The 23,640-nt window shown below is 69.3% G+C and carries 22 protein-coding genes; 9 read left to right on the forward strand and 13 right to left on the reverse strand.

The genetic code is table 11. The features are described 5' to 3' along the window. The first annotated feature begins 12 nt into the window (after positions 1-12). Positions 13-774 carry a PLD nuclease N-terminal domain-containing protein gene (locus VNJ48_RS21705; protein ID WP_325605879.1) on the forward strand — a complete coding sequence of 254 codons (762 nt, stop codon included), beginning with the start codon at positions 13-15 and terminating at the stop codon, positions 772-774. Positions 775-784: 10 nt separating this feature from the next. Here VNJ48_RS21705 and VNJ48_RS21710 read toward each other — a convergent pair whose 3' ends face one another. Together VNJ48_RS21710 and topA are read right to left on the reverse strand one after the other, a co-directional pair. After that, positions 785-1,183 (reverse strand): hypothetical protein, encoded by a 399-nt coding sequence (locus tag VNJ48_RS21710; RefSeq protein ID WP_325605880.1) that lies wholly within the window; start codon positions 1,181-1,183, stop codon positions 785-787. Positions 1,184-1,185: 2 nt separating this feature from the next. Further along, positions 1,186-3,903 (reverse strand): type I DNA topoisomerase, encoded by a 2,718-nt coding sequence (gene topA, locus VNJ48_RS21715; RefSeq protein ID WP_325605881.1) that lies wholly within the window; start codon positions 3,901-3,903, stop codon positions 1,186-1,188. Positions 3,904-4,085: 182 nt separating this feature from the next. Here topA and VNJ48_RS21720 point away from each other — a divergent pair, with 182 nt between their 5' ends. Continuing rightward, a complete protein-coding gene (locus VNJ48_RS21720) occupies positions 4,086-4,433 on the forward strand; it encodes a DUF1330 domain-containing protein (protein ID WP_325605882.1) in 348 nt (115 codons plus the stop codon). Between the two features lie 13 nt (positions 4,434-4,446). On the opposite strand, the gene VNJ48_RS21725 is transcribed toward VNJ48_RS21720, so the two are convergent. The 3 genes from VNJ48_RS21725 to VNJ48_RS21735 all read right to left on the reverse strand — a co-directional run bounded on the left by VNJ48_RS21725 (position 4,447) and on the right by VNJ48_RS21735 (position 9,048). Continuing rightward, on the reverse strand, positions 4,447-5,907 hold the full coding sequence (locus VNJ48_RS21725) for a DUF7059 domain-containing protein (RefSeq protein ID WP_325605883.1): 1,461 nt from the start codon (positions 5,905-5,907) through the stop codon (positions 4,447-4,449). Between the two features lie 163 nt (positions 5,908-6,070). Then, positions 6,071-8,500, reverse strand: a complete 2,430-nt coding sequence (locus VNJ48_RS21730) for a sodium-translocating pyrophosphatase (RefSeq protein ID WP_325605884.1) — start codon at positions 8,498-8,500, stop codon at positions 6,071-6,073. Positions 8,501-8,712: 212 nt separating this feature from the next. Beyond that, the gene (locus VNJ48_RS21735) at positions 8,713-9,048 is read right to left on the reverse strand and encodes an STAS domain-containing protein (RefSeq protein WP_297741622.1); all 336 of its coding nucleotides are present in this window, start codon (positions 9,046-9,048) and stop codon (positions 8,713-8,715) included. Positions 9,049-9,209: 161 nt separating this feature from the next. Here VNJ48_RS21735 and VNJ48_RS21740 point away from each other — a divergent pair, with 161 nt between their 5' ends. Both VNJ48_RS21740 and VNJ48_RS21745 read left to right on the forward strand, forming a co-directional pair. Further along, on the forward strand, positions 9,210-11,573 hold the full coding sequence (locus VNJ48_RS21740; protein WP_325605885.1) for a DEAD/DEAH box helicase: 2,364 nt from the start codon (positions 9,210-9,212) through the stop codon (positions 11,571-11,573). A gap of 10 nt (positions 11,574-11,583) precedes the next feature. Next, positions 11,584-11,901 carry a hypothetical protein gene (locus VNJ48_RS21745; protein ID WP_325605886.1) on the forward strand — a complete coding sequence of 106 codons (318 nt, stop codon included), beginning with the start codon at positions 11,584-11,586 and terminating at the stop codon, positions 11,899-11,901. A gap of 3 nt (positions 11,902-11,904) precedes the next feature. Here the strand turns inward: VNJ48_RS21745 and VNJ48_RS21750 are convergent, their stop codons facing one another. The 7 genes from VNJ48_RS21750 to ssd form a co-directional block, all read right to left on the reverse strand. Next, positions 11,905-12,291 (reverse strand): Rv3654c family TadE-like protein, encoded by a 387-nt coding sequence (locus VNJ48_RS21750; RefSeq protein ID WP_325605887.1) that lies wholly within the window; start codon positions 12,289-12,291, stop codon positions 11,905-11,907. Next, complete coding sequence (locus VNJ48_RS21755) at positions 12,288-12,659, reverse strand: TadE family type IV pilus minor pilin (protein ID WP_325605888.1); 372 nt, start codon at positions 12,657-12,659, stop codon at positions 12,288-12,290. The genes VNJ48_RS21750 and VNJ48_RS21755 overlap by 4 nt, the downstream gene beginning before the upstream one ends. Then, a complete protein-coding gene (locus VNJ48_RS21760; RefSeq protein ID WP_325605889.1) occupies positions 12,656-12,868 on the reverse strand; it encodes a DUF4244 domain-containing protein in 213 nt (70 codons plus the stop codon). The genes VNJ48_RS21755 and VNJ48_RS21760 overlap by 4 nt, the downstream gene beginning before the upstream one ends. Before the next feature lie 266 nt (positions 12,869-13,134). Next, positions 13,135-13,821: a type II secretion system F family protein gene (locus VNJ48_RS21765; RefSeq protein ID WP_325605890.1), complete on the reverse strand. Its 687-nt coding sequence runs from the start codon at positions 13,819-13,821 to the stop codon at positions 13,135-13,137. Between the two features lie 14 nt (positions 13,822-13,835). Further along, a complete protein-coding gene (locus VNJ48_RS21770) occupies positions 13,836-14,603 on the reverse strand; it encodes a type II secretion system F family protein (protein ID WP_325605891.1) in 768 nt (255 codons plus the stop codon). Beyond that, positions 14,600-15,763 carry a TadA family conjugal transfer-associated ATPase gene (locus VNJ48_RS21775; protein ID WP_325605892.1) on the reverse strand — a complete coding sequence of 388 codons (1,164 nt, stop codon included), beginning with the start codon at positions 15,761-15,763 and terminating at the stop codon, positions 14,600-14,602. Before VNJ48_RS21775 ends, VNJ48_RS21770 begins: the two co-directional genes overlap by 4 nt. Further along, entirely contained in the window at positions 15,763-16,794 is a 1,032-nt protein-coding gene (gene ssd / locus VNJ48_RS21780) for a septum site-determining protein Ssd (protein ID WP_325605893.1), read from the reverse strand. The genes VNJ48_RS21775 and ssd overlap by 1 nt, the downstream gene beginning before the upstream one ends. Before the next feature lie 131 nt (positions 16,795-16,925). On the opposite strand from ssd, the gene VNJ48_RS21785 reads away from it, so the two are divergent. The 5 genes from VNJ48_RS21785 to VNJ48_RS21805 are packed head-to-tail and all read left to right on the forward strand — an operon-like array spanning position 16,926 to position 22,597. Next, on the forward strand, positions 16,926-17,723 hold the full coding sequence (locus VNJ48_RS21785) for an HAD family hydrolase (RefSeq protein ID WP_325605894.1): 798 nt from the start codon (positions 16,926-16,928) through the stop codon (positions 17,721-17,723). Between the two features lie 46 nt (positions 17,724-17,769). After that, entirely contained in the window at positions 17,770-18,330 is a 561-nt protein-coding gene (locus VNJ48_RS21790) for an RtcB family protein (RefSeq protein ID WP_325605895.1), read from the forward strand. 36 nt (positions 18,331-18,366) lie between these two features. Further along, on the forward strand, positions 18,367-19,578 hold the full coding sequence (locus tag VNJ48_RS21795; RefSeq protein ID WP_325605896.1) for a tyrosine-type recombinase/integrase: 1,212 nt from the start codon (positions 18,367-18,369) through the stop codon (positions 19,576-19,578). After that, positions 19,575-21,941, forward strand: coding sequence for a site-specific integrase (locus VNJ48_RS21800; RefSeq protein WP_325605897.1), 2,367 nt, complete (start codon positions 19,575-19,577; stop codon positions 21,939-21,941). The genes VNJ48_RS21795 and VNJ48_RS21800 overlap by 4 nt, the downstream gene beginning before the upstream one ends. Then, entirely contained in the window at positions 21,938-22,597 is a 660-nt protein-coding gene (locus tag VNJ48_RS21805) for an RtcB family protein (RefSeq protein ID WP_325605932.1), read from the forward strand. The genes VNJ48_RS21800 and VNJ48_RS21805 overlap by 4 nt, the downstream gene beginning before the upstream one ends. Positions 22,598-22,878: 281 nt before the next feature. Here the strand turns inward: VNJ48_RS21805 and VNJ48_RS21810 are convergent, their stop codons facing one another. Continuing rightward, a complete protein-coding gene (locus VNJ48_RS21810; protein ID WP_325605898.1) occupies positions 22,879-23,616 on the reverse strand; it encodes an oxidoreductase in 738 nt (245 codons plus the stop codon). Positions 23,617-23,640: the final 24 nt, after the last annotated feature.

Here is a 23,640-nt window from a genome sequence, read left to right on the forward strand (position 1 = left end):
CAGGGGGGGAACATGGCGATCACCGAGGCACAGCCCGCGGTCGACGTGACCGACCGCGCTGCCGCGATCGCCCGGGCGACCCAGCGCATCCGCATCGTCGGCTGGAGCCTCGCGCTCGGGTGGTTGTGCTCGCTGGTCGTGATGGTGAGCGTCGGCGAGCGACCGGGGTCCTACGCGGAACTCTCGCGTGACCTGCGAGCGGGTCAGGTCAGCGAGGTCGAGCTGGTCGATCCATTCGGCCGGACCTGGGCGCCGCTCCCGGACGACGCGGTGTTCCAGGAGGTCACCCTCAGGTGGCGCGACGGCCTCTTTCTCCGTACGGCGACGGTGTCGAACATCTCGTTGAAGCCCGGGCGCGCGTGGCTCGACCGAGCCAGGAGGGAACCCGAGCGGGTCATCGTCGGATCGATCGAGGACCACCTCACTGCACTGGGCCCCGACGTCCGCGTGGTCCCAGGCGAGTTCCGCAGCTCGCCCTACACCGCCCAGGGCTTCGCCGGTCCCGGCTGGCTGCTCGGGCTCCACCTGTGTCTCCTGCTCGGCACCCTGATGATGATCGCCGGGCCCCGCCCCTGGCGGGCGACCCGGTGGGCGTGGGCCTGGCTGGTCCTGCTCGTGCCGCTCCTCGGCATTCCGGCCTACTTCCTGTTCGGCGGACCGACCGGGCTGTTCCGTCCGAAGGATCCCCGCCGGGTCGGGTTGACCGGAGGGGCGGCGTTCGGGCTCGCCCTGCTGGTCGGTGTGGCGCTCAGTGCGGTCTTTGCGGCTACCTGACCGGTGGACGTCAGGTGTTGCCTTCGCGATCGCAGGCGATCTCAGGCAGCTTGCTCCGCTGCTCGTCCGAGCAGGAGTCGCTGGGCGCGGCGAAGGCAAGGAAGGCCAGCAACGGCAACCACAGGCAGGCAGTCAGCCCGACGAACCGCATGCGTGGATTCGTCCACCAGCGCACGGCCAGCACGACGGCCAGAATCACTGAGACCGCGAGCAGTGCCACCGCGATGTAGAAGGCGGACTCCGTATGGCTGATCGCCTCGCACAGTCGTCCCTGGGCGGACTCTCGAGCAGGAATCGTCTGCGCCTGGTCGCTGACGCGGCACGTGCCGATGACGGCGGACAGCGCAGTGGCGTAGTGGGCAATCACGGCCACGACCAACGTCGCGGCCCCGACCACCCAGCGGACCACCGTCAGGCCTTCTTCGCAGCCGTCTTCTTCGCCGCCGGCGCCTTCTTGACCGTCGCCTTCTTGGCGGCAGCCTTCTTCACGATCGTCTTCTTCGCCGGGGTCTTCTTGGCGGCCTTCTTCGCGCCCTTCTTGGCCGTCTTCTTGGCCGGACCCTTGTCGCGTCGCTCCTGGAGGAGCTCGGCCGCGCGCTCGAGGGTGATCGACTCGACCGTGTCGTCCTTGCGGAGCGTGGCGTTGTATTCGCCGTCGGTGACGTATTCGCCGAAGCGACCCGCCTTGACGATGACCGGCTGACCCGAGACGGGGTCGTTGCCGAGCTCCTTCAGGGGAGGCGTGGCCGCACCCCGACCGCGCTGCTTGGGCTGGGCGTAGATCGCCAGCGCCTGGTCGAGGGTGATGTCGAAGATCTGGTCCTCGGTGGTCAGCGAGCGGGAGTCGGTGCCGCGCTTGAGGTAGGGGCCGTAGCGACCGTTCTGCGCGGTGATCTCCTCGCCGTCCTCACCGGCACCGACGACGCGCGGGAGCTCGAGCAGCTTGACTGCTTCGGCGAGCGAGACCGTGTCGAGCGACATGGACTTGAAGAGCGAACCGGTGCGGGCCTTGGCCGACTTGGGCGCGTCCTCGGGCAGCACCTCGGTGACATAGGGGCCGAAGCGGCCGTTCTTGGCGACCACCTGGAGACCGGTCTCGGGGTGGGTGCCGAGCACCGCCTCCTCACCGGCCGGGTTGGCCAGCAGCTCGCGCGCCTTGGCCAGCGTCAGCTCGTCGGGGGGCAGGTCGTCGGGGACGTTGGCGCGCACGAGGGCACCTTCGTCGCCCTCGGGGCCGGGCCCTTCGACGTACGGGCCGTAGCGGCCCACGCGCAGGTCGATGCCCTCGCCGATCGGGAAGGTCGCGAGCTCCTTGGCGTCGATGTCGCCCAGCTCGTTGACCAAGGTGTGCAGGCCTTCGATGTCCTTGCCGCCGAAGTAGAACTCGGCGAGCTCGGTCTTGCGGTCGCGCCGCCCGCCGGCGATGTCGTCGAGGACGTCCTCCATCCGGGCGGTGAACTCATAGGAGATCTGCCGCGGGAAGTGGTCCTCCAGCAGCCGCACCACGGAGAAGGCCAGCCAGGCCGGCACCAGCGCTGAGCCCTTCTTGTAGACGTAGCCGCGGTTGACGATGGTGCCCATGATCGAGGCGTACGTCGAAGGGCGACCGATCTCTCGCTCCTCGAGCTCCTTGATCAGCGTCGGCTCGGTGTAGCGGGCCGGCGGCTTCGTCTCGTGCCCGGCGGCCTGGATCGAGGCAGCCGAGACCGGCTCGCCCTGGGTCAGGTTGGGCAGGCGGGTCTCCTGGTCGTCCCGCGCCCCGGAGTCGTCGGTGCCCTCGACGTACGCCTTGAGGAAGCCGTGGAAGGTGATGACGCGACCGCTGGCGGAGAAGACGGCGTCCTCGCCGGTGGCGGCGGCCCCGCCGACGCGGATCGAGACGGACTGACCGGTGGCGTCCTTCATCTGGGAGGCGACGGTGCGCATCCAGATCAGCTCGTAGACCCGGAACTGGTCCCCGGTGAGGCCGGTCTGCGCGGGCGTGCGGAACGAGTCGCCGGCGGGCCGGATCGCCTCGTGGGCCTCCTGCGCGTTCTTGACCTTCGACGCGTAGGTGCGCGGTGCGTCGGGGACGTATTCGGCGCCGTACAGCTCACGCACCTGCTCGCGTGCGGCACTGATCGCGCCGCCCGAGAGCGTGGTGGAGTCGGTTCGCATGTAGGTGATGTAGCCGCCCTCGTAGAGCCGCTGCGCCACCGACATCGTGACGCTCGAGCTCATGCCGAGCTTGCGGCCGGCCTCCTGCTGCAGCGTCGTGGTGCGGAAGGGGGCGTAGGGCGAGCGGCGATAGGGCTTGGACTCGACCGAGCGGACGTCGAAGGTCGTGTCCGCGAGCGCCGCGGAGAGTGCCTCGGCGCGCGAGCGGTCGAGGTGGACGATCTCGCTCTTCTTGAGGACGCCGTCCTGCCCGAAGTCGCTGCCGCGGGCCACGCGGGCACCGTCGAGGGAGTGGAGCTTGGCCGGGAACATGCGCTGTTCGTGCTTGCTGCCCGCGTCGAAGGTGCCCTCGAGGTCCCAGTAGGACGCGAGCTTGAACTTCATCCGCTCGCGCTCGCGGTCGACCACCAGCCGGGTGGCCACCGACTGCACGCGACCCGCGGACAGCCCGGACATCACCTTGCGCCACAGGACGGGCGAGACCTCGTAGCCGTAGAGCCGGTCGAGGATGCGGCGCGTCTCCTGGGCCTCGACGAGGTCCATGTCGAGCTCGCGGGGGTTGTCGGCGGCGGCGAGGATCGCCGGCTTGGTGATCTCGTGGAAGACCATCCGCTTGACCGGGATGCCCTTCGGAGCGAGCTCGTCGAGGAGGTGCCAGGCGATGGCCTCACCCTCGCGGTCCTCATCGGTGGCGAGGTAGAGCTCGTCGGCGTCCTTGAGGAGCTTCTTCAGCTTGGCGATGTGGCTCTTCTTGTCGCGTGGCACGACGTAGTAGGGCTCGAACCCGTTGTCGACGTCGACGGCGAGCCGGCCCCAGGGCTTGTCCTTGATCTTGGCCGGCGTGTCTGCAGCGTTGTTCGGCAGATCGCGGATGTGACCGATGGACGACTCGACGACATAACCGCTGCCGAGGTAGCCGCCGATCATCTGCGCCTTCTTCGGCGACTCGACGATGACGAGCTTGTGTGCCACGTGAACTCCTGCTTCCTGGTGGTGAATCGCCGCAACCGTAGCGCGTGAGATCCAGTCGGCCACTTCCGCTCTCCGCTGTGGATGGCGCGGGGCCTCGGGACCATGACCTTGCGCGTCATGGCGTCGGCGACCCCGCGGACCGACAGTTGAGCCCTCATCACACCAACGAAGAGGAGCCCACCATGAGCACATCCGCCTACGCCGTCGCCTACCTCCGCGACGTGGACTTCGGCGAAGCGATCATCGACTACCTGTCCGCCATCGACACGACCCTCGCCCCCTTCGGCGGCCGCTTCCTGGTCCATGGTGGGGAGATCGACGGCATCGAGGGCGAGTGGGACGGGTCCGTGGTCGTCATCGAGTTCCCCGACCACGAGTCCGCTCGTGGGTGGTACGAGTCGCCCGACTACCAGGCGATCCTGCCGTTGCGCACGAGCCATTCCAACGGCGTCGCTGCCATCGTCGACGGGGTGCCGCCGGGCTATCGCGCCACCGACGGGCTTGCCCTGCTGCTCGCCGCTACGACCTGAGTCTCGCCGAGACTCAGGTCGTAGTGAGGAAACCTTCGTCGACGAGCTCGCGCACGACCGGCAGGTACGTCGCCCGCAGCTCGCCGCCGTCAGCGTCGGTGATCTCGGCGATCGCACCGAGGATCTGGCCGACGGACAGGTCACCGTCGCTGGCCCCGATCAGCGCGGCCTCGACCGTGTCGACCTGCCGCGCCCGGCGGAAACCGCGCTGTTGCCGGACCACGATGGTGGCCGGGTCCTCGGCTCCGGGAGGCCCCTGCGTCTCCTGGAGCACGTCGACGCGCGCCAGGAGGTGTGACGCGAGCTTGACCTCGCTGCGGGTCGCGTCGAAGTGGTCGGCGATCGCCGGGCCGATGGGCTGCTCGACGTCGTAGCGCCACTCCTCGAGCCGGTGGCGGCCGCTGCCCCCGGCCCGGAGGTTGATCCAGCCGAAGCCGACGCCCTCGATGCCCTGGTCGTCGAACCACGACAGCCACGTGTCGTAGCGGCTCGGGTAGTCGGGAGTGCCGTGCACGCCCGCATCCTTGAGCCACATCTCGACGTACTCACTCGGGTCGATGACCTCGCGCTGGATGACGAGGGCGTCGCAGTCGTCCCTCAGCCAGGAGGCGAGGCGTTCGTCCCAGTCGGTGCCGTCGACGATCGACCAGTTGGCCAGGACCTGGCACAACCCGCCCTCGGTCAGGTGAGCGGGCGCGCCGCGGACGATGTCCTCCACGACCCGGTCGCCTGGCAGTCCGGAGTCGCGGTAGACGAGCCGCTCCCCGGTGGCCGGGCTGATCACGAAGGGTGGGTTGGTCGCGATCAGGTCGAACCTCTCCCCCGCCAGCGGCTCGAAGAAGGAGCCCTCCCGCACGTCGACCGACACCTCGTTGAGGGCCGCGTTGAGCCGCGTCATCCACAGTGCGCGCCGGTTGACGTCGGTGGCGACGACCTCGTCCGCATGCGTGGCCAGGTGCAGCGCTTGTACGCCGCAGCCCGTGCCCAGGTCCAGGGCCCGGCCGACGTCCCGGCGGACCGTGAGCTGAGCCAGGCTGGTCGACGCGCTGGAGATCCCGAGCACGTGGTCGCTCCCGACACGCGTCGGGGCGCCGTCGAGGCCCGGCGTCAGGTCGGAGACGACCCAGAGGTCGACGTCGTCGGAGGAGTAGGGCCGGCAGTCCATGCGCGCCGCCACCTCGCCGACGCTCTGCTCGAGCAGACCGGCGTTGCAGAGCCGGTCCACCAGCCCGGGCAACGCGCGCTCGGCGTCCTCGCGGGCGACGGGCGCCTGCAGGAGGAACAGCCGGGTCAGCGTGCTCAGTGCGGAGCCGTCCGCCGTTCGGCGTACACCTGGAGTCGTCTCGTTGCGGCTGAGCGCCCGGTGCGCTTGGGGACCCAGCAGGTCGGCGACCGCGTCGTAGGTGAAGTCCGCGGCGACCAGGGCTCCGCGTAGGTCCGCGGCCAGCGGGAGCACCGGAGAGACGTCAGTCATGGGCACAGTGTCCCAGCGCGCTTCGCAACTGGCGGCGCGCGACATCACATCGACCGTCCCAACTGTCGGCCGCCGCCACTTAGAGGGGTACGCCGCAGCGCGGTCGCCGAATGACGACGACCCGCCGGGAGAGTCTCGGCGGGTCGTCGTGTGCTGCGGTGGATCAGGTGGTGGGCGGAGGCGTCACCGGCGTGGCGCCGGTGCCCGTGGTGCCCGGCGGCGTGTCGTCGATCATGGCGTCGTGGGTGCCGTGAGCCCCATGAGTCCCGTGGGCCCCGTGGTCGCCGTGACTGTGCTGCGTGAACGACGAGGAGCCGGTGTCATCACCGTCGTCGTTGATCGCGACCCCGCGCTGCTTCGAGATGTAGATCGACGCAGCGATGATCGCCACCGCGCCCAGGGCGATGATGATGCGGAGCACGTCGTTCTGGTCCTTGCCGATGCTCATGGACACGATGGCGCCCGCAATGAGCAGCGAGACGAGGTTCATCACCTTGATCAGCGGGTTGATGGCCGGGCCGGCGGTGTCCTTGAACGGGTCGCCGACCGTGTCGCCGATGATCGTCGCCTCGTGCGCCAGCGAGCCCTTGCCCCCGTGGTGACCGTCCTCGACCAGCTTCTTCGCGTTGTCCCAGGCACCACCCGCGTTGGCCAGGAAGATGGCCATCAAGGTGCCGGTGCCGATCGCACCGGCGAGGAAGCCCGCCAGCGCGGTGGCGCCGAGGCCGAAGCCCACGGCCACCGGGGCCAGCACGGCCAGGATGCCCGGCGCCACGAGCTCGCGCAGCGAGTCCTTGGTGACGATGTCGACGACCTTGCCGTACTCCGGACGGCCGGTGCCCTCCATGATCCCGGGGATCTCGCGGAACTGGCGACGGACCTCGTAGACGACCGCTCCCGCAGCGCGGGCGACGGCGTTGATGGCCAGTCCGGAGAACATGAACACCACACAGGCACCGAGGAGAACGCCGACCAGGACGGCCGGGTCGAAGACGTCGAACTGCAGGAACTCCTCATCGGCGGGCTGGGCCTCGACCAGCGCCTCGAACACCGAGGTGGCGTAGGAGCCGAACAGCGCGGTCGCGGCGAGCACGGCCGTGGCGATCGCGATGCCCTTGGTGATGGCCTTGGTCGTGTTGCCGACGGCGTCGAGCTCGGTGAGGATCTGCGCGCCCTCGGGGCTGATGTCGCCCGACATCTCGGCGATGCCCTGGGCGTTGTCGGAGACGGGCCCGAAGGTGTCCATCGCGACGATGACACCGACGGTGGTCAGCAAGCCGCAACCAGCGAGAGCGACTGCGAACAACGACACGATGAGCGCTGCGCCGCCGAGGAGGTAGGCGCCGAACACGGCGGCACCGATGACCAGGGTCGTGTAGACGGCCGACTCGAAGCCGACGGACAGCCCAGCGAGGATCACGGTCGCCGCACCGGTGAGCGACGCCTTGCCGACGTCCTTGACCGGCTTGTACTCCGTGCCGGTGTAGTAGCCGGTGAGCGCCAGGATGCCCGCGGACATCACGATGCCGATGACCACGGCGGCCGCGGCGATGAACCGCGGGTCGCCCTCCGCGGCGAGCAGGCCGTCAGAGATGTTGTTGAACTCGGCGAAGGTGCTGGGCAGGTAGATGTAGGCCAGCACCACGCTGGCCACCGCTGCGATGGCCGAGGACAGGTAGAACGACCGGTTGATGGTCGTGAGGCCGTTCTCGCCCGCCTTGGGCCGGGTGAGGTAGACGCCCGCCACCGCGGTGAGCGCGCCGATGGCCGGGATCATCAGCGGGAAGACCAGACCCTTGTCGCCGAAGGCCTGCGATCCGAGGATCAGCGCCGCGACCAGGGTCACGGCATACGACTCGAACAGGTCGGCGGCCATACCGGCGCAGTCGCCGACGTTGTCACCCACGTTGTCGGCGATGGTGGCGGCGTTGCGCGGGTCGTCCTCGGGGATGCCCTGCTCGACCTTGCCGACCAGGTCGGCGCCGACGTCGGCCGCCTTGGTGAAGATGCCGCCGCCGACGCGCATGAACATCGCGAGGAGAGCGGCACCGAAGCCGAAGCCCTCGAGCACCTCGGCAGCCGAGTCCTCGAAGAACAGCACCACGAGGCTGGCGCCGAGCAGGCCGAGGCCCACGGTGAGCATGCCGACCATGGCGCCGGTGCGCAGACCGATCGTCATGGCGGGCTCGCGGCCAGTGGACTCGGCCGCGGCAGCCACCCGGAGGTTGGCGCGAACGGCCAGGCCCATCCCGAGATAGCCGACGGCGGAGGAGAACCCGGCCCCCACGAGGAAGAACACGGAGCGGAAGATGCGCACCGTCATGTCGTCGGCCGGCAGCACGAGCAGCGCGAAGAACGCGATCACCGCGAAGATGCCGAGGGTGCGGAACTGCCGGGTCAGGTAGGCGTTGGCGCCCTCCTGGACAGCTAGGGCGATGGCCTTCATGTTGTCGGTGCCTTCACCGGCGGCCAATACCTGCTTGCGGAACACCATCGCCATCGCGAGCGCGCCGAGCGCGATCGCGAGGACGAGGATGACCAAAAGCTGGTTGGTGCCTTCAAGCTCCACGACAGCGGGAATGATCCCGGTCATGTGCGTCCTCCTGGGAGTTGATGCATCAGTTGCGAACGCGCGGGAGTCTACGCACCTGTGGCGGGGATCACGCGCAGGGTTGTGGCGGGGATCACACGTCACGCGTCGGCTCGGCCACCGGCACGAGCGCTACGAGCCGTGGACGCCGGCACCGCGCACACCGCTGTCAGGCGTACGGCGACGGGTCGGTCAACGCAGGACCGACGGGTCGGTCAGCGCAGGACCGAAGGGTCGGCGGAGTCGTGGATCACGAACACCTTCGCCAGACCGGTGATGCGGAAGATCTTCAGCAGGCGCTCCTGCGAGCAGATCAGCTCGAGCGAACCGTCGTGCGCGCGGACCTTCTTGAGCCCGCCGACGAGGACACCGAGCCCGGTGGAGTCGAGGAACTCGACGGCTTCGAGGTCGATCACGATGTTGTAGGAACCGTGAGCGACGAGCTCAGTGATCTGGTCTCGCAGCTTGGGTGCGGTGTAGACGTCGATCTCGCCCCCGACCGCCACAATGGCGCGGCCGTCTTCCTCGCGGGTCGCAAGGGTCAGATCCACGACTGCTCCTGTTATGAGGAAGGTCCACTCAGGGCAGTGCGCCCCGAATGCTGCCGGGTGCTATCAAACCATGAGTCACTCGATCACGCAGGCGTACTCCCGAGCTTGGGGACAGTCGGGGCCCGACGTCGCTGTCGGTGCCGTTTGCCACACTTCCCTCCGTGAGCGTCCCCGGCGGTCCCGAACGCCATCGGGTGAGCGACCTGGTGGGGCGACTGACCGACGTGCCCGGGCGTGAGGGGCGGCTGCGACACCTCGAGGTCGTCCCGCCGCGCCCAGCGGCCTCGGTGGACTGGCCGCAATGGGTGAGCGCAGATGTCCGGGCCGCCTTCGAGCGCTCGGGCGTGTCGTCCCCGTGGCAGCACCAGGCTGCGGCGGCCGACGCCGCTCGGGGCGGCCAGCACGTCGTCCTGGCCACCGGGACGGCCTCCGGCAAGTCGATGGCCTACCAGCTGCCGGCCCTGACGGCGATCCGTGAGAGTCGCGGGCGACGGGGCGAGCGAGGCGCCGGGGTCCTCTACCTCGCCCCGACGAAGGCCCTGGCCAACGACCAGCTGGCCAACATCAACGCCTTGGGCCTGGACGTGCGCGTCGCCACCCACGACGGCGACAGCACCCGCGAGCAGCGCGACTGGGCCCGCGACTTCGGCGAATACATCCTGACCAACCCCGACATGCTGCACCGCTCGCTGCTGCCCGGGCACGCACGATGGGCCAGCTTCTTCGCGTCCTTGCGTTACGTCGTGGTCGACGAGTGTCACCACTACCGCGGCGTCTTCGGTTCGCACGTCGCGCACATCCTGCGCCGCCTCCGACGAGTCTGTGCGATGTACGCCTCCGAGCCCACGTTCGTCCTTGCGTCGGCCACCGTCGCCGAGCCCGAGGTCGCGGCCGGTCGACTCACCGGGCTGGACGTGCTGGCCATCACCGCGGACCACTCCCCCCGGGGCCAGGTCTCGCTGCTGCTGTGGGAGCCACCGTTCACCTCGTATGCCGGGGAGAACGGCGCACCCGTGCGCCGGGCTGCGTCGTCGGAAGTGGCCGACCTCCTGGCCGACCTCGTCGCCGAGGGCGTCCGCACCCTGGCCTTCGTCCGTTCGCGGCAGGGCGCAGAGCAGGTGGCGGCCACTGCCGCGGAGCTCCTGGCGGAGGTGGACCCGTCGCTGCCCGGGCGGGTCGCCTCCTACCGCGGGGGCTACCTGCCGGAGGAGCGCCGCGAGCTCGAGGCTGCGTTGCGCCGCGGCGACCTGACCGGACTGGCAGCCACCAATGCACTCGAGCTGGGCATCGACATCAGCGGGCTCGACGCCGTCCTGATCGCCGGCTTCCCCGGCACGCGTGCCGCCCTGTGGCAGCAGATCGGCCGGGCAGGCAGGGGGGCCCAGGACGCGCTCGGGGTGCTGGTCGCCCGCGCCGACCCGCTCGACACCTATCTGGTCAACCACCCCGAGTCGCTGCTCGGCCAACCTGTTGAAGCCACTGTCTTCGACCCGAACAACCCCTACGTCATGGGTCCGCACCTGTGTGCCTCCGCGCAGGAACGCCCACTCACCGAGGTCGACCTGCCCATGTTCGGTGACAACGCGCGAGCCGTCGTCGACCAGCTGACCGACGCAGGGCTCCTGCGCAGACGGCCGCACGGCTGGTTCTGGACCGACCGTCGCCGAGCCAGCGACCTGGCGGACATCCGCTCCAGCGGTGGACGGCAGGTGCAGCTGATCGAGGCGGAGACCGGCCGGGTCGTGGGCACCGTCGACGGGTCGAGCTCGCACGGGACCGCGCATCCCGGCGCTGTCTACGTCCACCGCGGCGAGACCTGGCTCGTCGAGTCGCTCGACCTCGACGAGCACGTCGCGGTGATGAGTCGGGCCGAGCCCGGCTACTCCACCTCGGCCCGCGAGATCACCGACATCTCCATCGTCGCCGAACGCGAGCACCGCTCATGGGGAGGGTGTCGACTCGCGCTGGGCGAGGTCGACGTCTCCCACCAGGTGGTCGCCTTCCTCCAGCGCCGTCAGCCGAGTGGAGAGGTCATGGGCGAGGTGCCGCTCGACCTGCCCGAGCGGTCGCTCCGGACGACGGCGGTCTGGTGGACCATCGCCGCCGACGTCCTCGCCGAGGGTGGCCTGGCAGCCGCTGACCTGCCCGGTGCGGCGCACGCCGCGGAGCACTGCTCGATCGGTCTCCTTCCGCTCTTCGCCACGTGCGACCGCTGGGACATCGGCGGCGTGTCCACCGCCCTCCATGCGGACACCGGACAGCTGACCGTCTTCGTCTACGACGGACATCCCGGCGGCGCCGGCTTTGCCGAGCGCGGGTTCCACGCCGCTCGTGACTGGCTCAGCGCCACCCGCGAGACGATCGCCGGCTGCGAGTGCGAGACGGGCTGCCCGTCGTGCATCCAATCCCCCAAGTGCGGCAACCAGAACAACCCCCTCGACAAGCCCGGCGCCGTTGCCCTGCTCGACCTGCTCCTGCGGGACGTCGGGGCCGGCTCCGGGGCCGGGTCCGGGCCCGGCGAGTAGCCTGACCTTCATGGTCATCCTCGGTCTGCTGCTGGTCATCCTGGGCGTCATCGCGATCCTGTCCGCGATCTTCGTCAGCACGGGGACCAACGAGATGCTGGGCATCGAGATGGGCTCGCTGTCGGTCTTCCTCGTCGGCGTGGCCGCCGGAGCCGCTGTGCTGTGGGGCTACTCGATCCTGAAGTGGGGCACGAAGCGAAGCCTGGCTCATCGCAAGGAACGCAAGGAGATCGGCGTCCTCAACGAGCGGCTCAAGCGGGCCGAGTCCGAGCGTCACGACGAGACGCCCGACGGACGTCAGGACAAGACGCCCGACGAGCGCATCTGAGCCTCACGGCACCGGGCTCGCCCAGCCCGCCGGGCCGGCACGTGCCTGTGCGGTGACGTCGTAGTCACGGTCGAGCAGGCGAGGGCCGCTCACGCGCACAGCAACGGTGACCACCCCGCCCGCCTGATGGCAGCTCGCCAAGGACGCGTCGTTCGCCTCTGCGCTCCGGTCAGCGGCGGCGCAGGCGTCGAGACCCACTGCAGCCGCCGAGGCGGCGGCGAGCGCGGCCAGGTCGGCGGCTGCCTGGGCCGACCGATGGGCGAGCACGATGGCGGTCACCCCGCTCAGCGCCAGCCCGACGAACATGAGCAGCCCGGTCACCGCCAGCACGAGGATCGTGGCCGATCCGACTTCTCCTTGGCGGCCTCCGGGAATGGTGCGCCCTCTCACGGTTGCTCCATGAGGGCCACGGACCGGGCGCTGACGACCACGTCCGCCATGAAGTCGAACAGCCCGCCCGGACCTTCGACCTCGGCGCTCGAGGTGACCGTGACCTGACCGCCCTCGATCGCGATGTCGACCGAGGCACCTTCGGGTGCGATCCCCAGCGCCAGAGACCGCGCGGACGCCTGGTCATCTCCACGGGCGACGGCACGCGCGGCCTCACGGGCCGAGTCGACCACGCGGACCTGGGCAGCCCCGACGGCGAGCAGCCACACCAGACCCACCGTGACGGCGAGCAGGAGCGGCAGCGCGAGGGCGAGCTCCGCCGTCACTGCGCCGCGCTCTGCCCGTTCCTGCCGTCGGGGACCGGTCACTTGATCCCCAGCAGGCCCAGGACGTGGTCGAACAGCGTCTTGAGCAGCTGGTCGCCGAACCCGCCGCTGAGCAGCTTGTAGAGCAGGCCGGCGAATCCCGCACCGGCGGCCGTGCCGACGGCGTACTCAGCTGTCGTGATCCCTCGTTCCTCAGCGCGGTCGAGCGCACGTCGCCGCCTCGACTGGCCCTTGGTGATCGCGTTCAACATCGTGACTTCCTTTCGGTGGAGGCCCGCGTCGCGGGCCGTTGAGACGACCCTGCGGCAGGCCACCCGCATCGCGCCGGGGACCGGCGGTCCGCCTGTGGAGGGGCGCCCCCGGCACTCGGCTGTGCATGGTTCGCGGACCCCGGCCTCACCCATCGGGGTCAGGGGGTACGGCGGTGCGTGACCCACAATTGCGTCGCGGCATGTGGCTCACGGACCGCTCCGTGGCGCTCGCGGACCGCTCCGTGGCGATCGCGAGCGGACGGCCGTCACGGAACCAGCGACGTGAGCAGCCCGGCGACCGTGGGCACGATCCCGATGAGGAGGAAGGCGGGCAGCAGGCACAGTCCCAGAGGGACGGCTGCCTTCACCCCGACCGAGCGGGCACGGTCCTCGACGGCCGCCAGCGACGAGCGCTCGAGGTCGTCCGCCAACCTCTCGACCTCATCGGCCACGGGAGCCCCGCTGCTCTCGACGCGCGCGAGAGTCCGGCCCATCGGTGCCAGGACGTCGTCGTGGGCGAGCTCGCCCCAGACGACGAGCGGGTCGACTCCCATCCGGAGCCGTGCCAGCGCTCCCTCCAGACGCTGCGCTGTCGGACCGGGGCAGGCCGCGACGACCGCAGCGAGGGCGCCCGGGAGCGAGGCCCCCGATCGCAGCGCACACGAGAGGAGGTCGACGACGTGCGGCAGCTCGGCTCCGATGGCTTCACGCTCCTGTCTCACCGAGCTCGGCTCGGAGCGGGCCAGGGCGACCCAGGCAACCAGCCCTGCCACCGGTGCGACGACGAGCCCCGCGCGGCCACCCACGAAGACCGCGGCTGCGGCGCCCGCCAGGAGGCAGAGCACCGGTCGCCAGCGACCGGTCCGTGGTGGCAGTGCCGTCGGCGCCGACTGTTCGAGCGTGAGCCGCTGGCGCGGAGCCAGTCCCAGCAGCGCGGCCACACCGGCGGCCATCGCAGCGAGAGTGATCACCGGGGTTCGGCCTGGTCTGCGATGACCTCGATCCACCACAGACCCAGCACCCCGAAGGTCAGTCCCGAGGCCAGACAGCCCCGCCCGACCGGGGTCTCGAACAGGAAGGCCCAAGGGTCTCCGCCAGCGCCCGAGCCCATCCCCAGCGCCACCACCGGCAACGCGGCCACCAGCCGGGCTGTTGCCCGCGCGGAGGCCAGCTCGGAGGCGACGACCCGCTGGGTCTGGCGCTGCGCGCGGATGCGACCGGCAACCCGGGAGACGGCATGGGCCAGTCCGTGGCCGGAATGGTGGGCCACCTGCCAGGCAGCCGCCACGACGCTCAGGTCGGAAGCACCGGGGACGGCGGCCAGGCGACGCAGCGCAGTGGGCACGTCCGAGCCCAGCGACCACGCCTCCACGACCGGGCCGAGTCCGGGCCATCGGCCCGCCGCAGCACCCAGGGCGTGCCCGGGCGGCCGACCCGCTGCCAGCTCCGCGGCGATCACCTCACAGGCCTCGAGCACTCCGAGCGAGGTGAGGGCGCGGGCGCGGCGATCCCGGCGTCGCCGCCAGATCAGGTGTCCACCAGCGGCTGCGGACGCCGCCAGCACGGTGGCCACGGCAGCTGTCACCGGCAACCAGCCGCTGACCACACCCCACCCACCGAGACCCGCCGCCGCAACCACCAGTGGACGCCACGACCACGACGTGCCGCTCGGGCGCGCCGACGGGGTGGCGAGCCATACGGCCAGTCCGGCCAGCCCGGCCGCCAGCAGCGTCACGAGCCCAGACGTCCAGCGAGGAGGGCAGCCGAGGGGCCGCGCTGCGCACGTCCGTCGGGACCGAACTCCAGTGCGGGCGAGATCGAGACCATGCCGTCGACACCGCGGATCGGGACCCCGATCTGCGCCACGAATCGTCGGCCATCCCGAGCGCGGGACAGATGCACGACGGCGTCGAGGGCTGCTGCGAGCTGGCTGTGGGCCGCTGCGCGAGGCAGGCCGGCCGCAGCCGCGAGGGCCTCGATCCGCGCCGGCACGTCCGCGGCCGAGTTGGCGTGGAGGGTGCCGCATCCGCCGGCGTGGCCGGTGTTGAGGGCGGCCAGCATGTCGACCACCTCGGCTCCGCGCACCTCACCGACGACCAGCCGGTCGGGTCGCATCCGCAGGGCTTGGCGGACCAGCGCCCTCAGGGTGATCTCGCCGGCACCCTCGATGTTCGGTGGCCTCGCCTCCAGTCCGAGGACGTGACCGTGGTCCGGTCGCAGCTCGCTGGCGTCCTCGACGAGGACCAGGCGTTCGGTGGGGTCGACGAGCGAGAGCATGGCGGCCAGCAACGTGGTCTTCCCCGAACCGGTGCCGCCGCTGACGAGGAAGGCCAGTCGTCCGGCGACGAGCGCCTGCAACACCTCGGCGCAGTCGGGACTGACCGCCCCGGCGGCGATCAGCTCGTCGAGGGAGAACGCCCGCGCCGCCGGGACCCGCATCGAGATCGTGGTGCCGGGCCGAGCCGTCGGCGCCAGCACCGCGTGGAAGCGCGTCCCGTCGGGGAGCCGGACGTCGGCGTACGGCGTGGCATCGTCCAGGCGCCTCCCGCCGGTCGAGGCAAGCCGCTGGGCGAGCCGGCGCACGGCGGCATCGTCGGGGAACTTCACCGACGTCAACCGCAGCCCGGAACCGTCGTCGACCCACACCTGGTCGGGTCCGTTGACCAGCACGTCGGTGACACCAGCCTGGCGCAGCAACGGCTCGAGAGGCCCCGAGCCGAGCACGTCGCGGCGCAGCGCGTCGTGCACGGCCAGCACCGTCGCGTCACCGACCGGGCGCCCCGCGGCGCGCATCGCCTCCGCGACCCGGTGTGGTGACAGCTGTCCGGGCGTGGCCGCCAGCCGCTCGCGGACGTCGTCGAGCAGCCCCGGCTCAATCACTGGCGCCTCGAGCATCATGCGACCTCGGCCAGGAACTCCGACACGGCCCTGCGCAGGCGACTGCGCCGACCACGGACCGGCCCCAACCCGAGATCCACAGCCTCGTCGACGCCGCGCTGGTGCGGGACTTCCAGGCCGATCCGCACACCGGTCGTCGCGGAGAGCTCACTGGCCGACACCGGGCCTCGCCGAGGCGCCAGTCGCAGGTGTGAGGTGTCGCTGAGAGAGGCGAGGACCCGCATGGTCGAGACCACCCCGCCGATGCTGGACGGAGTCACCACGAGCACCAGGTCGCAACGCGCCATCAGCTCTGCGGAGACGGCGCCGGAGAGGCGGGCGATGTCGAGCACGACCAGGTGATGCCCACGTCGGCCCGCCGCCAGCACGTCCCTCAGCGTGGACACGGGTGGCAGCGCGGCCGATCCCGACGTCCCTGCCGACGTCCAGGTCAGCACCCCCACCCCGTCGCGCCTGGGCACGGCGTCGCGCAACGACCGCGACCCGAGCCGGCCGGCGGACGCCGCCAGGTCGTCCCAGCGCACCCCCGGCACCTCGTCCAGACCCAGCACCCGATCGAGTCCCGGGCCGAGCGGATCGGTGTCGAGGACCAGCGACGGACCAGTGAGACCGGCCACCTGTCCGAGGGCGCAGGCCAACGTGGAGGCCCCGACGCCGCCCGCCCCGCCGATCACGCCGAGGACGAGTCCTTGGGTGGGGATCTCCTCCACGTCCGCGAACAGTGCGGCGAGGTGCGCCTCCGCCGACGGCAACTCCGCGACCGAGCTCGCCCCCACGTCGAGGGCAAGCCGGAACGTCGCCGACCCCGGATCCCGGCACACGACCACGACCCCGGCTCGTCGCGGTGGTGAGACGGCGACGAGATCGGGCAGCAGGTCGTCCCCGACCAGCACGAGTGGCGCCGACGCCCACGACGCCAGCGCGGAGACGGCGTCGCTGCGCACCTCGGGCCGCACACCGGCCCCCGCAGCCAACCGGGCCAGGTCGTCGAGGAGGGAGGGGTCTCGGGTGAGCACGAGTGGCTGCATGACCCGACCCTGACCGAGACTCCGGACAGTGCTCCCAGCGTCGATGCGCCACTTGTGGATGAGGCGCGAAACACCCTGCCTGTGTGGCGATAGCGGCCCGGCAGGGGGCCTCTCGCGCCTACCATGAACGCATGTCCCGCCCCACCGCGGCGTTCTTCGATCTGGACAAGACGATCATCGCCAAGTCCAGCACGCTTGCCTTCAACAAGCCGTTCCAGGCCGGCGGGCTCATCAATCGACGCGCGATGCTGCGCAGCACGTACGCCCAGTTCGTCTATCTGGTCGGTGGCGCCGATCACGACCAGATGGAGAAGATCCGGCTGTTCATGTCCACCCTCTGCGCCGGCTGGGACGTCGCCACCGTGCGCGAGATCGTCGCGGACACGCTGCACAACATCGTGGATCCCCTTGTCTACGACGAGGCCGTCAACCTCATCGAGGAGCACCGGCTCGCGGGCCGCGACGTCGTGATCGTGTCCACGAGCGGGTCCGAGGTCGTCGAGCCGATCGGCGAGATGCTCGGCGCCGACCGGGTCGTCGCGACACGCCTCGAGATCGTGGACGGGAAGTACTCCGGCGAGATCGAGTACTACGCCTACGCCGAGGAGAAGGCCCGAGCCATCGAGGAGCTGGCGCGGGTGGTCGGCTACGACCTCGAGAACTGCTATGCCTACAGCGACTCGGCCACCGATGTCTTCATGCTCGAGACCGTCGGGCACCCCCACGCGGTGAACCCCGACCGGGAGCTCCGGAGGATCGCCCAGGACCGCGGCTGGCCGATCCTGGTCTTCAACAAGCCGGTCGAGCTGCGCAGCCGGATGTCCTTCCCGTCGGCCGGGCCGACGATGGCCGCGCTTGCCGTCGGCGGAGCCCTCGCCGCGGGCGGCGTCCTGTGGGCCAACTCCCGCAAGCGCCGCCTCGAGCTCTGAGCGAGCCCGGCTGAAACTCCCTTGACCCGACCGAGAGGCTGGAACGATGGAGCAGATCACCAAGCGGTTCATGAACTGGGCGAGCATCCTCGAGGACAACACGAGGGCGCAGGTCGCGATGACCAGCGAGATGCCGTTCATCCACCCCCACGTCGCGCTCATGCCCGACGCGCACCTCGGCAAGGGGTGCGCCGTGGGAGCCGTCCTGCCGACGCTGGGCGCGATCATGCCTGCCGCCGTGGGCGTCGACATCGGCTGCGGGATGATCGCTGTCCGCACGCAGTACGTCGCAGACGCTCTGCCCGCCGACCGGCGTCCGCTCCGGGAGGCGATCGAGGCTGCGGTCCCGCTGTCGGCCGGCGTCTACAACACGGCCATCTCCCGTGACCACACGACCGAGCGCATCGCCGACCTCACCGCGGCGGCCGACAGCGCCGGCTTCGACCCCGGGAAGTACGCGAAGAACTGGGCCTTGCAGCTCGGCACCCTTGGCTCCGGCAACCACTTCATCGAGGTCTCGCTCGACGAGGAGGACCGGGTCTGGCTGTTCCTGCACTCGGGTTCTCGTGGAGTGGGCATATTAACCGGACCTTCTGGCGTGTCCTGACGGAGGTTCAGCTGGCGAGGCCTTCAGGGTGGAGGTGTGGATCTCGCGTACGAACTTGAACCTGTCCGGGACGTATCGAAGCTAGACCTGCCGGACATCGGTCGAGTCTCCCGGCCACCAACAGGTATCCCTCCGTGGGACCTCGTGCTCCCGGACCCCGTGGCCACCGCAGTGTGTCGCGCGTTCTTGCGCGAGGTGCACTCGCACAGGACCGACCAGACGGTGCGCTCGTACGCGTATGACTTGCAACGCTATTTCCGCTTCCTCAGCGCGATCGACGTCGACTGGAACAACGCCGCTTCCACTGAGATCACCGACTTCTTCATCTGGATGAAGCAGGCAAAGAAGAAGGGCGGAAACAAGCGGGCTACAAAACGAGACCCGCGCGTTGCCCGCAACCCTGTGACGGGGAAGCCATACCTCGACGATTCGTTCACCCGCGCCAGCATGGACCACAACGAGACAGTCCTATTCCTCTTCTACGAGTTCCTGCGGAGGAAGGGCCAGGTTCTTTACAACCCAGTCGTGAGAGGACGCACCGACGGGAAACGGACCAACGCGCACCACAATCCGTTGCGGTCCTACGATCGTGGCCGCAGTGGGAGGAGCCGCCAGGGCAAAGGCCCGAAAAGATTGCCGCGGAGCATCCCCGACGAGCAGTTCGATGCGTTCTTCGACGCGCTGGGAAACGACCGTGACCGTGCCCTGGTCGCGATGTACGTCAGCAGCGGAGCGCGGCCAAGCGAAGTGCTCAACTTGGACGTCGCCGACATCGACCTACCTGACGGTTTGATCACGGTGATCCGCAAGGGCGGCAGGATGCAAGATCTGCCGATCTCATGGGACGCCGTTGCCTGGTACCGGCTGTACCAGAGCGCTACTGGCTACGAGACGTCCGGACCGGCTTGGAGAACGGTCCGAGGAAAGCCGGGCCGGCTCTCCTATGACGCACTTCGCGCCACCTTCAAGCGAGCCAACCGAAAGAACGGAACCAACTGGTCACCGCACGACCTGCGCCACACCGCGGCTACTCGAATGCTTGCGCAAGGCACCCCACCAAGGACTGTGCAGGAGATCCTCGGCCACTCGTCCCTAGCAACTTTGGAGGTCTACACCGTTCCGCGCCTCGACGAGATGATCGCCGCGGTACGCACGAAGGCGGAGCCCTCATCATCCACAGTCACCTCCCTTCTTTACGACGACGTCGACATGGCCGTTCTGTTCGGACAGGGCGGTGATGGGCAGTGACGGAAGTCCAGGTCGCGGCTCGGTACGCCGCGCGATCCGGCCCCTTCGCAGCGACGCGACGTGCGAGCACGCAGATCGACTTCGACGCCCTGCTGCGCAGCCACCACACCACCGAACGGTGGCCAGCCACGGTCGCGACGGTCGACCAACTCGCGGACAAGGCACTCGTCCTGGTGCCCGGACTCAGCAACCAAGGCCAGCGCATCCCCGGCTTGAAGCGAATGTTGCGCCATCTGGAGGAACACCCGGGTAGTACCTGGCAAGAGCGATGGACCGCCGCCGGCCACGAGGCAGATCACAAGCTCTGGACGTCCATCCCCGGCACCAAGCAGATGACCACGCACGGCCTACATCTGCTTCTTGTCCTGGGTGCCGTCCGCCCCAGCTATGCGTGGTTGAAGGCCAACCAGTTCAAGACTTGGTACCAGATCCTGTCCCTACGCGACGGCGGGGAATACGAGCAGCTGGAAGCGGTCTTCCCGAGGTTTGGCAAGAGCCACTACGACAATCGCGCTGCCGTCGTAGTGCTCGCGCACATCGCCTGCCGCACGGGTAAGCAGCCATTAGAGATCGACGGCGACGACCTTCTTGCGTACCAAGGGGCCATGCGGGCTCTTCGCGGAGAGGGCACGAAGGTGAAGGTCGCAGGGGCGCACCACGCCTGGGACTGTCTACGGGCGATGGGCAGCATCAACCACCCGGCCGAAACGCTGAGGCTCGCCCAGCTGCCGGGTCAGCTCACCGTGACGGAGTTGGTCGACCGTCACGGAATCGCCTCACCGCAAATGCGGGAGTTCCTCATCAGGTACCTGCGAGCCCGTGAAGGTGCACTCGACTACTCAACGCTCAGAAGTTTGAGTGCTGGACTGTGCGGTCTGTTCTGGCGCGATGTCGAGCTGCACAACCCGGGCATCGACTCCCTACGGCTGAGTGAGGACGTGGCTGACGCGTGGAAGAGGCGCCTGAGCCAGAAGGCCGACGGGAGCGAACGGCGGGGTCGCTTCAACGTGATGATGCAGGTCCGCGCCATGTACCTCGACATCGCCAACTGGGCGCTGACGGAGAGCTACTGGGTGCAATGGGTAGCGCCTTCGCCCGTTACGGACTCAGACGTGGCGGGCAACGGGAAGCATCAGCGCGAAGCCAAGGCCCGGTCCCACCAACGCACCCGTGAGCGCGCACCTGAAGTGGATCGCCTCCTGCGTGCCACCGAGGAACGGCTCCGGCTGACTACGCGCTGGATGGCAGATATCGCACCGGTCCCGTTCGGCACCGTCGTCGAGTTCCAAGGGGTTCCGTGCCGTCGGCTTGGACGAGGCCAAGTGGTGTTGCGCCCGCTGCACGCCGAAGGCCAGGCCGAGGACGTCAACATCACCCGTCGCGAGGATGAGGCGTTCTGGGCGTGGGCGACCGTCCATCTACTGCACCAGACCGGGTTGCGGATCGAGGAGCTCCTCGAACTCGATCAGTTCTCGATCCAGCGCTTCAAGCACCCTCAGACCCACGAGGTCATTCCCCTGCTGCACGTCTACCCATCGAAGGGCGGGACGGAGCGGCTACTGGCTGCTTCGCCGGAGCTGGTGCACGTCCTGGCTCGCATTGTCCATCGCCTACGTCAGCCCGACGGCTCGCTGCCGCTGACCGTTCGGTGGGACCCGCATGAGCGCACAGCCACGCTGGCTGCCCCCTTGTTGTTCCAGCGCCGTCAGAGCCGGTGGAACGCCCTTTCTTACGGCTACATCTACAGCCTGATGGACAAAGCAGGTGACTGGGCAGGCCTACGCCGAACGGACGGTAAGCCGTTAAAGTTCAGGCCGCACGACCTGCGACGCATCTTTGCGACGGACGCACAAAGCAGCGGCGTGCCAATCCATGTCATCGCGGCATTATTGGGTCACGATTCCATTGAAACGACCGCTGTGTACGCGGCCGTTTATGAAGAAGACGTCATTCGAGGGCACAGGAACTTCATCGCGCAACGCCGAGCAAGCGCGCCCCAGCCTGAACAGCGAGATATCACCGATTCCGAATGGGAAGAGTTCCAGCAACACTTCGTCGAAAGAAAGCTCAGCCTGGGGTCCTGTGGCCGCGCCTGGGGATCATCGTGCGTCCACGAGCACGCGTGCGTCCGATGCAGCCTTCTACGGCCAGACCCGGCCGTCCTGCACCGCTTTGAGGAGATCCGCGACAACCTACGGCTACGGATCGAGGAGGCCCGGACGAACGGTTGGCTTGGGGAGGTCGAGGGTCTCGAAGTCTCACTCTTGGCGGCCGAGGACAAGATCCGACGGATGACTGAACTGTCGGAGAGTCCCGAGGAGCCCACCTACTTGGGACTGCCCGCGATTCGTCCCCTGCCCTGAGTAGGTCCGGAGAAGGGAACAAGATCGCGATGCACCACATCTTGGTCGCGCAGAAGCAGTGCGCCCAGCGGTTCATCGAGCTGCCCGACCCCGACCTGGCGTACCTCGTGGAGGGCGACCCGGAGTTCTGGCACTACATCCGCGAGCTCAGGTGGGCGCAGCGGTTCGCGCTCCTCAACCGCGAGGAGATGATGGATCGTGTCGCCGCCTGCTTCGAGGAGTGGGTCGGCGAGACGGTCGTCGAGTCCGAGCGGATCAACTGCCACCACAACTACACCGAGCAGGAGCAGCACTTCGGCAAGGACGTGTGGCTGTCCCGCAAGGGCGCCATTGATGCATCCCTCGGCAAGCCGGGCCTGATCCCGGGGAGCATGGGCACGCGGTCCTACGTCGTCGCCGGGTTGGGCAACCGCCTCGCCCTCAACTCCTCCCCGCACGGTGCCGGTCGTGAGTACGGCCGCCGGCACGCCCAGCGGACGTTCACCTACGAGCAGCTCGTCGAGTCGATGGAGGGCATCGAGTGGTCGGGCTCGAAGGAGTTCATCGACGAGATCCCCAACGCGTACAAGGACATCGACGTGGTGATGAACGACGCGAAGGACCTCGTCGAGGTGCGACACACGCTGCGCCAGATCGTCAACGTCAAGGGCGACTGAGCACCATCAGCCGGGTCGGTGGGTGAGCGTCACCCACCGACCCGGCGAGAAGTCAACTCTTGTGGGTGGCTCCAGGTCGGCGTACAACAGGAGGACAACTCAAGAGTTTGCACGTGAGCCGGGTACCCACGCGGCGATCTACCCTCTCGAAGAGGGTGCGTGTCTTCGGGATACTCCCGGGACAGCGGTTAGATGTTGCACGCCTGGTAACCATCGGCACACGTGTCAGCGACGGCACCTGACCCACGCGGTCGGGTGCCGTTCGCATTCCCACCATCCGTCTACTCCGCCGGGCGCCTCAGCGGCGAGGCCTCCGCACCAGCGACGTACGCCTCGGCGGCATAGAGCACCCACGAGTGGACGCCCCGCGGCTCCCCCGACGCGTAGGCCCGCAGGTTGGACTCGTACTCGGCGCGCAACGCCAGGTGCCCTGCCTCCGGGACGACGAGCGACTTGGCGTCGACCCCGCGGGCGACGAGCACGAGGCGCTCGAGGGCGCGAGCCACGATCCCGTTGTGCGAGGCGAAGGGCGCCGCCGTGGCGAGGTCTGCGTGCGCGACACCGGCGACCAGCAGCGCTGGGGACGTGGTTGCGCTGAGCAACATCTCGGAGACCCCGCGCAGCCGGTCGGCCGAGGCCGCGTCGCGGGGCCGGCCCAGGGAGTCCTGCGGCAGCGATCCGGCCGCCACCACCGAGTGCAGCCGGGCGATCGCCTGGAGCGGAGCCGTCTTCAGCAGCGGTGCGAGGGCGAGCATCGACGCGGAGAGCCGCACGGAGTCAGCCGCGATCGCGTCTCCCGTGCCCTCCCGGACCTCGGCGAGCGTGGACGTCGAGCCCTCGAGGACCGCTGAGGCGTGGGCGCCGCGGAGCAGCGACTCGGCCGTCATCTCCGGGGAGGTACGGCGCAGTCCTCGGTCGCGCAGCATCACGTCGATGCCGTCCCGCGTTGCGGCGTACGCCGACGGCACGCCCTCCAGGTCGGCGAGCCAACGGAGCGGATCAGCGACGGAGTCGGTCATGGTGGGCGACGCTAGTAGCCTGCA

The sequence above is a fragment of the Nocardioides sp. genome (assembly GCF_035576065.1).
Lineage (GTDB): Bacteria > Actinomycetota > Actinomycetes > Propionibacteriales > Nocardioidaceae > Nocardioides.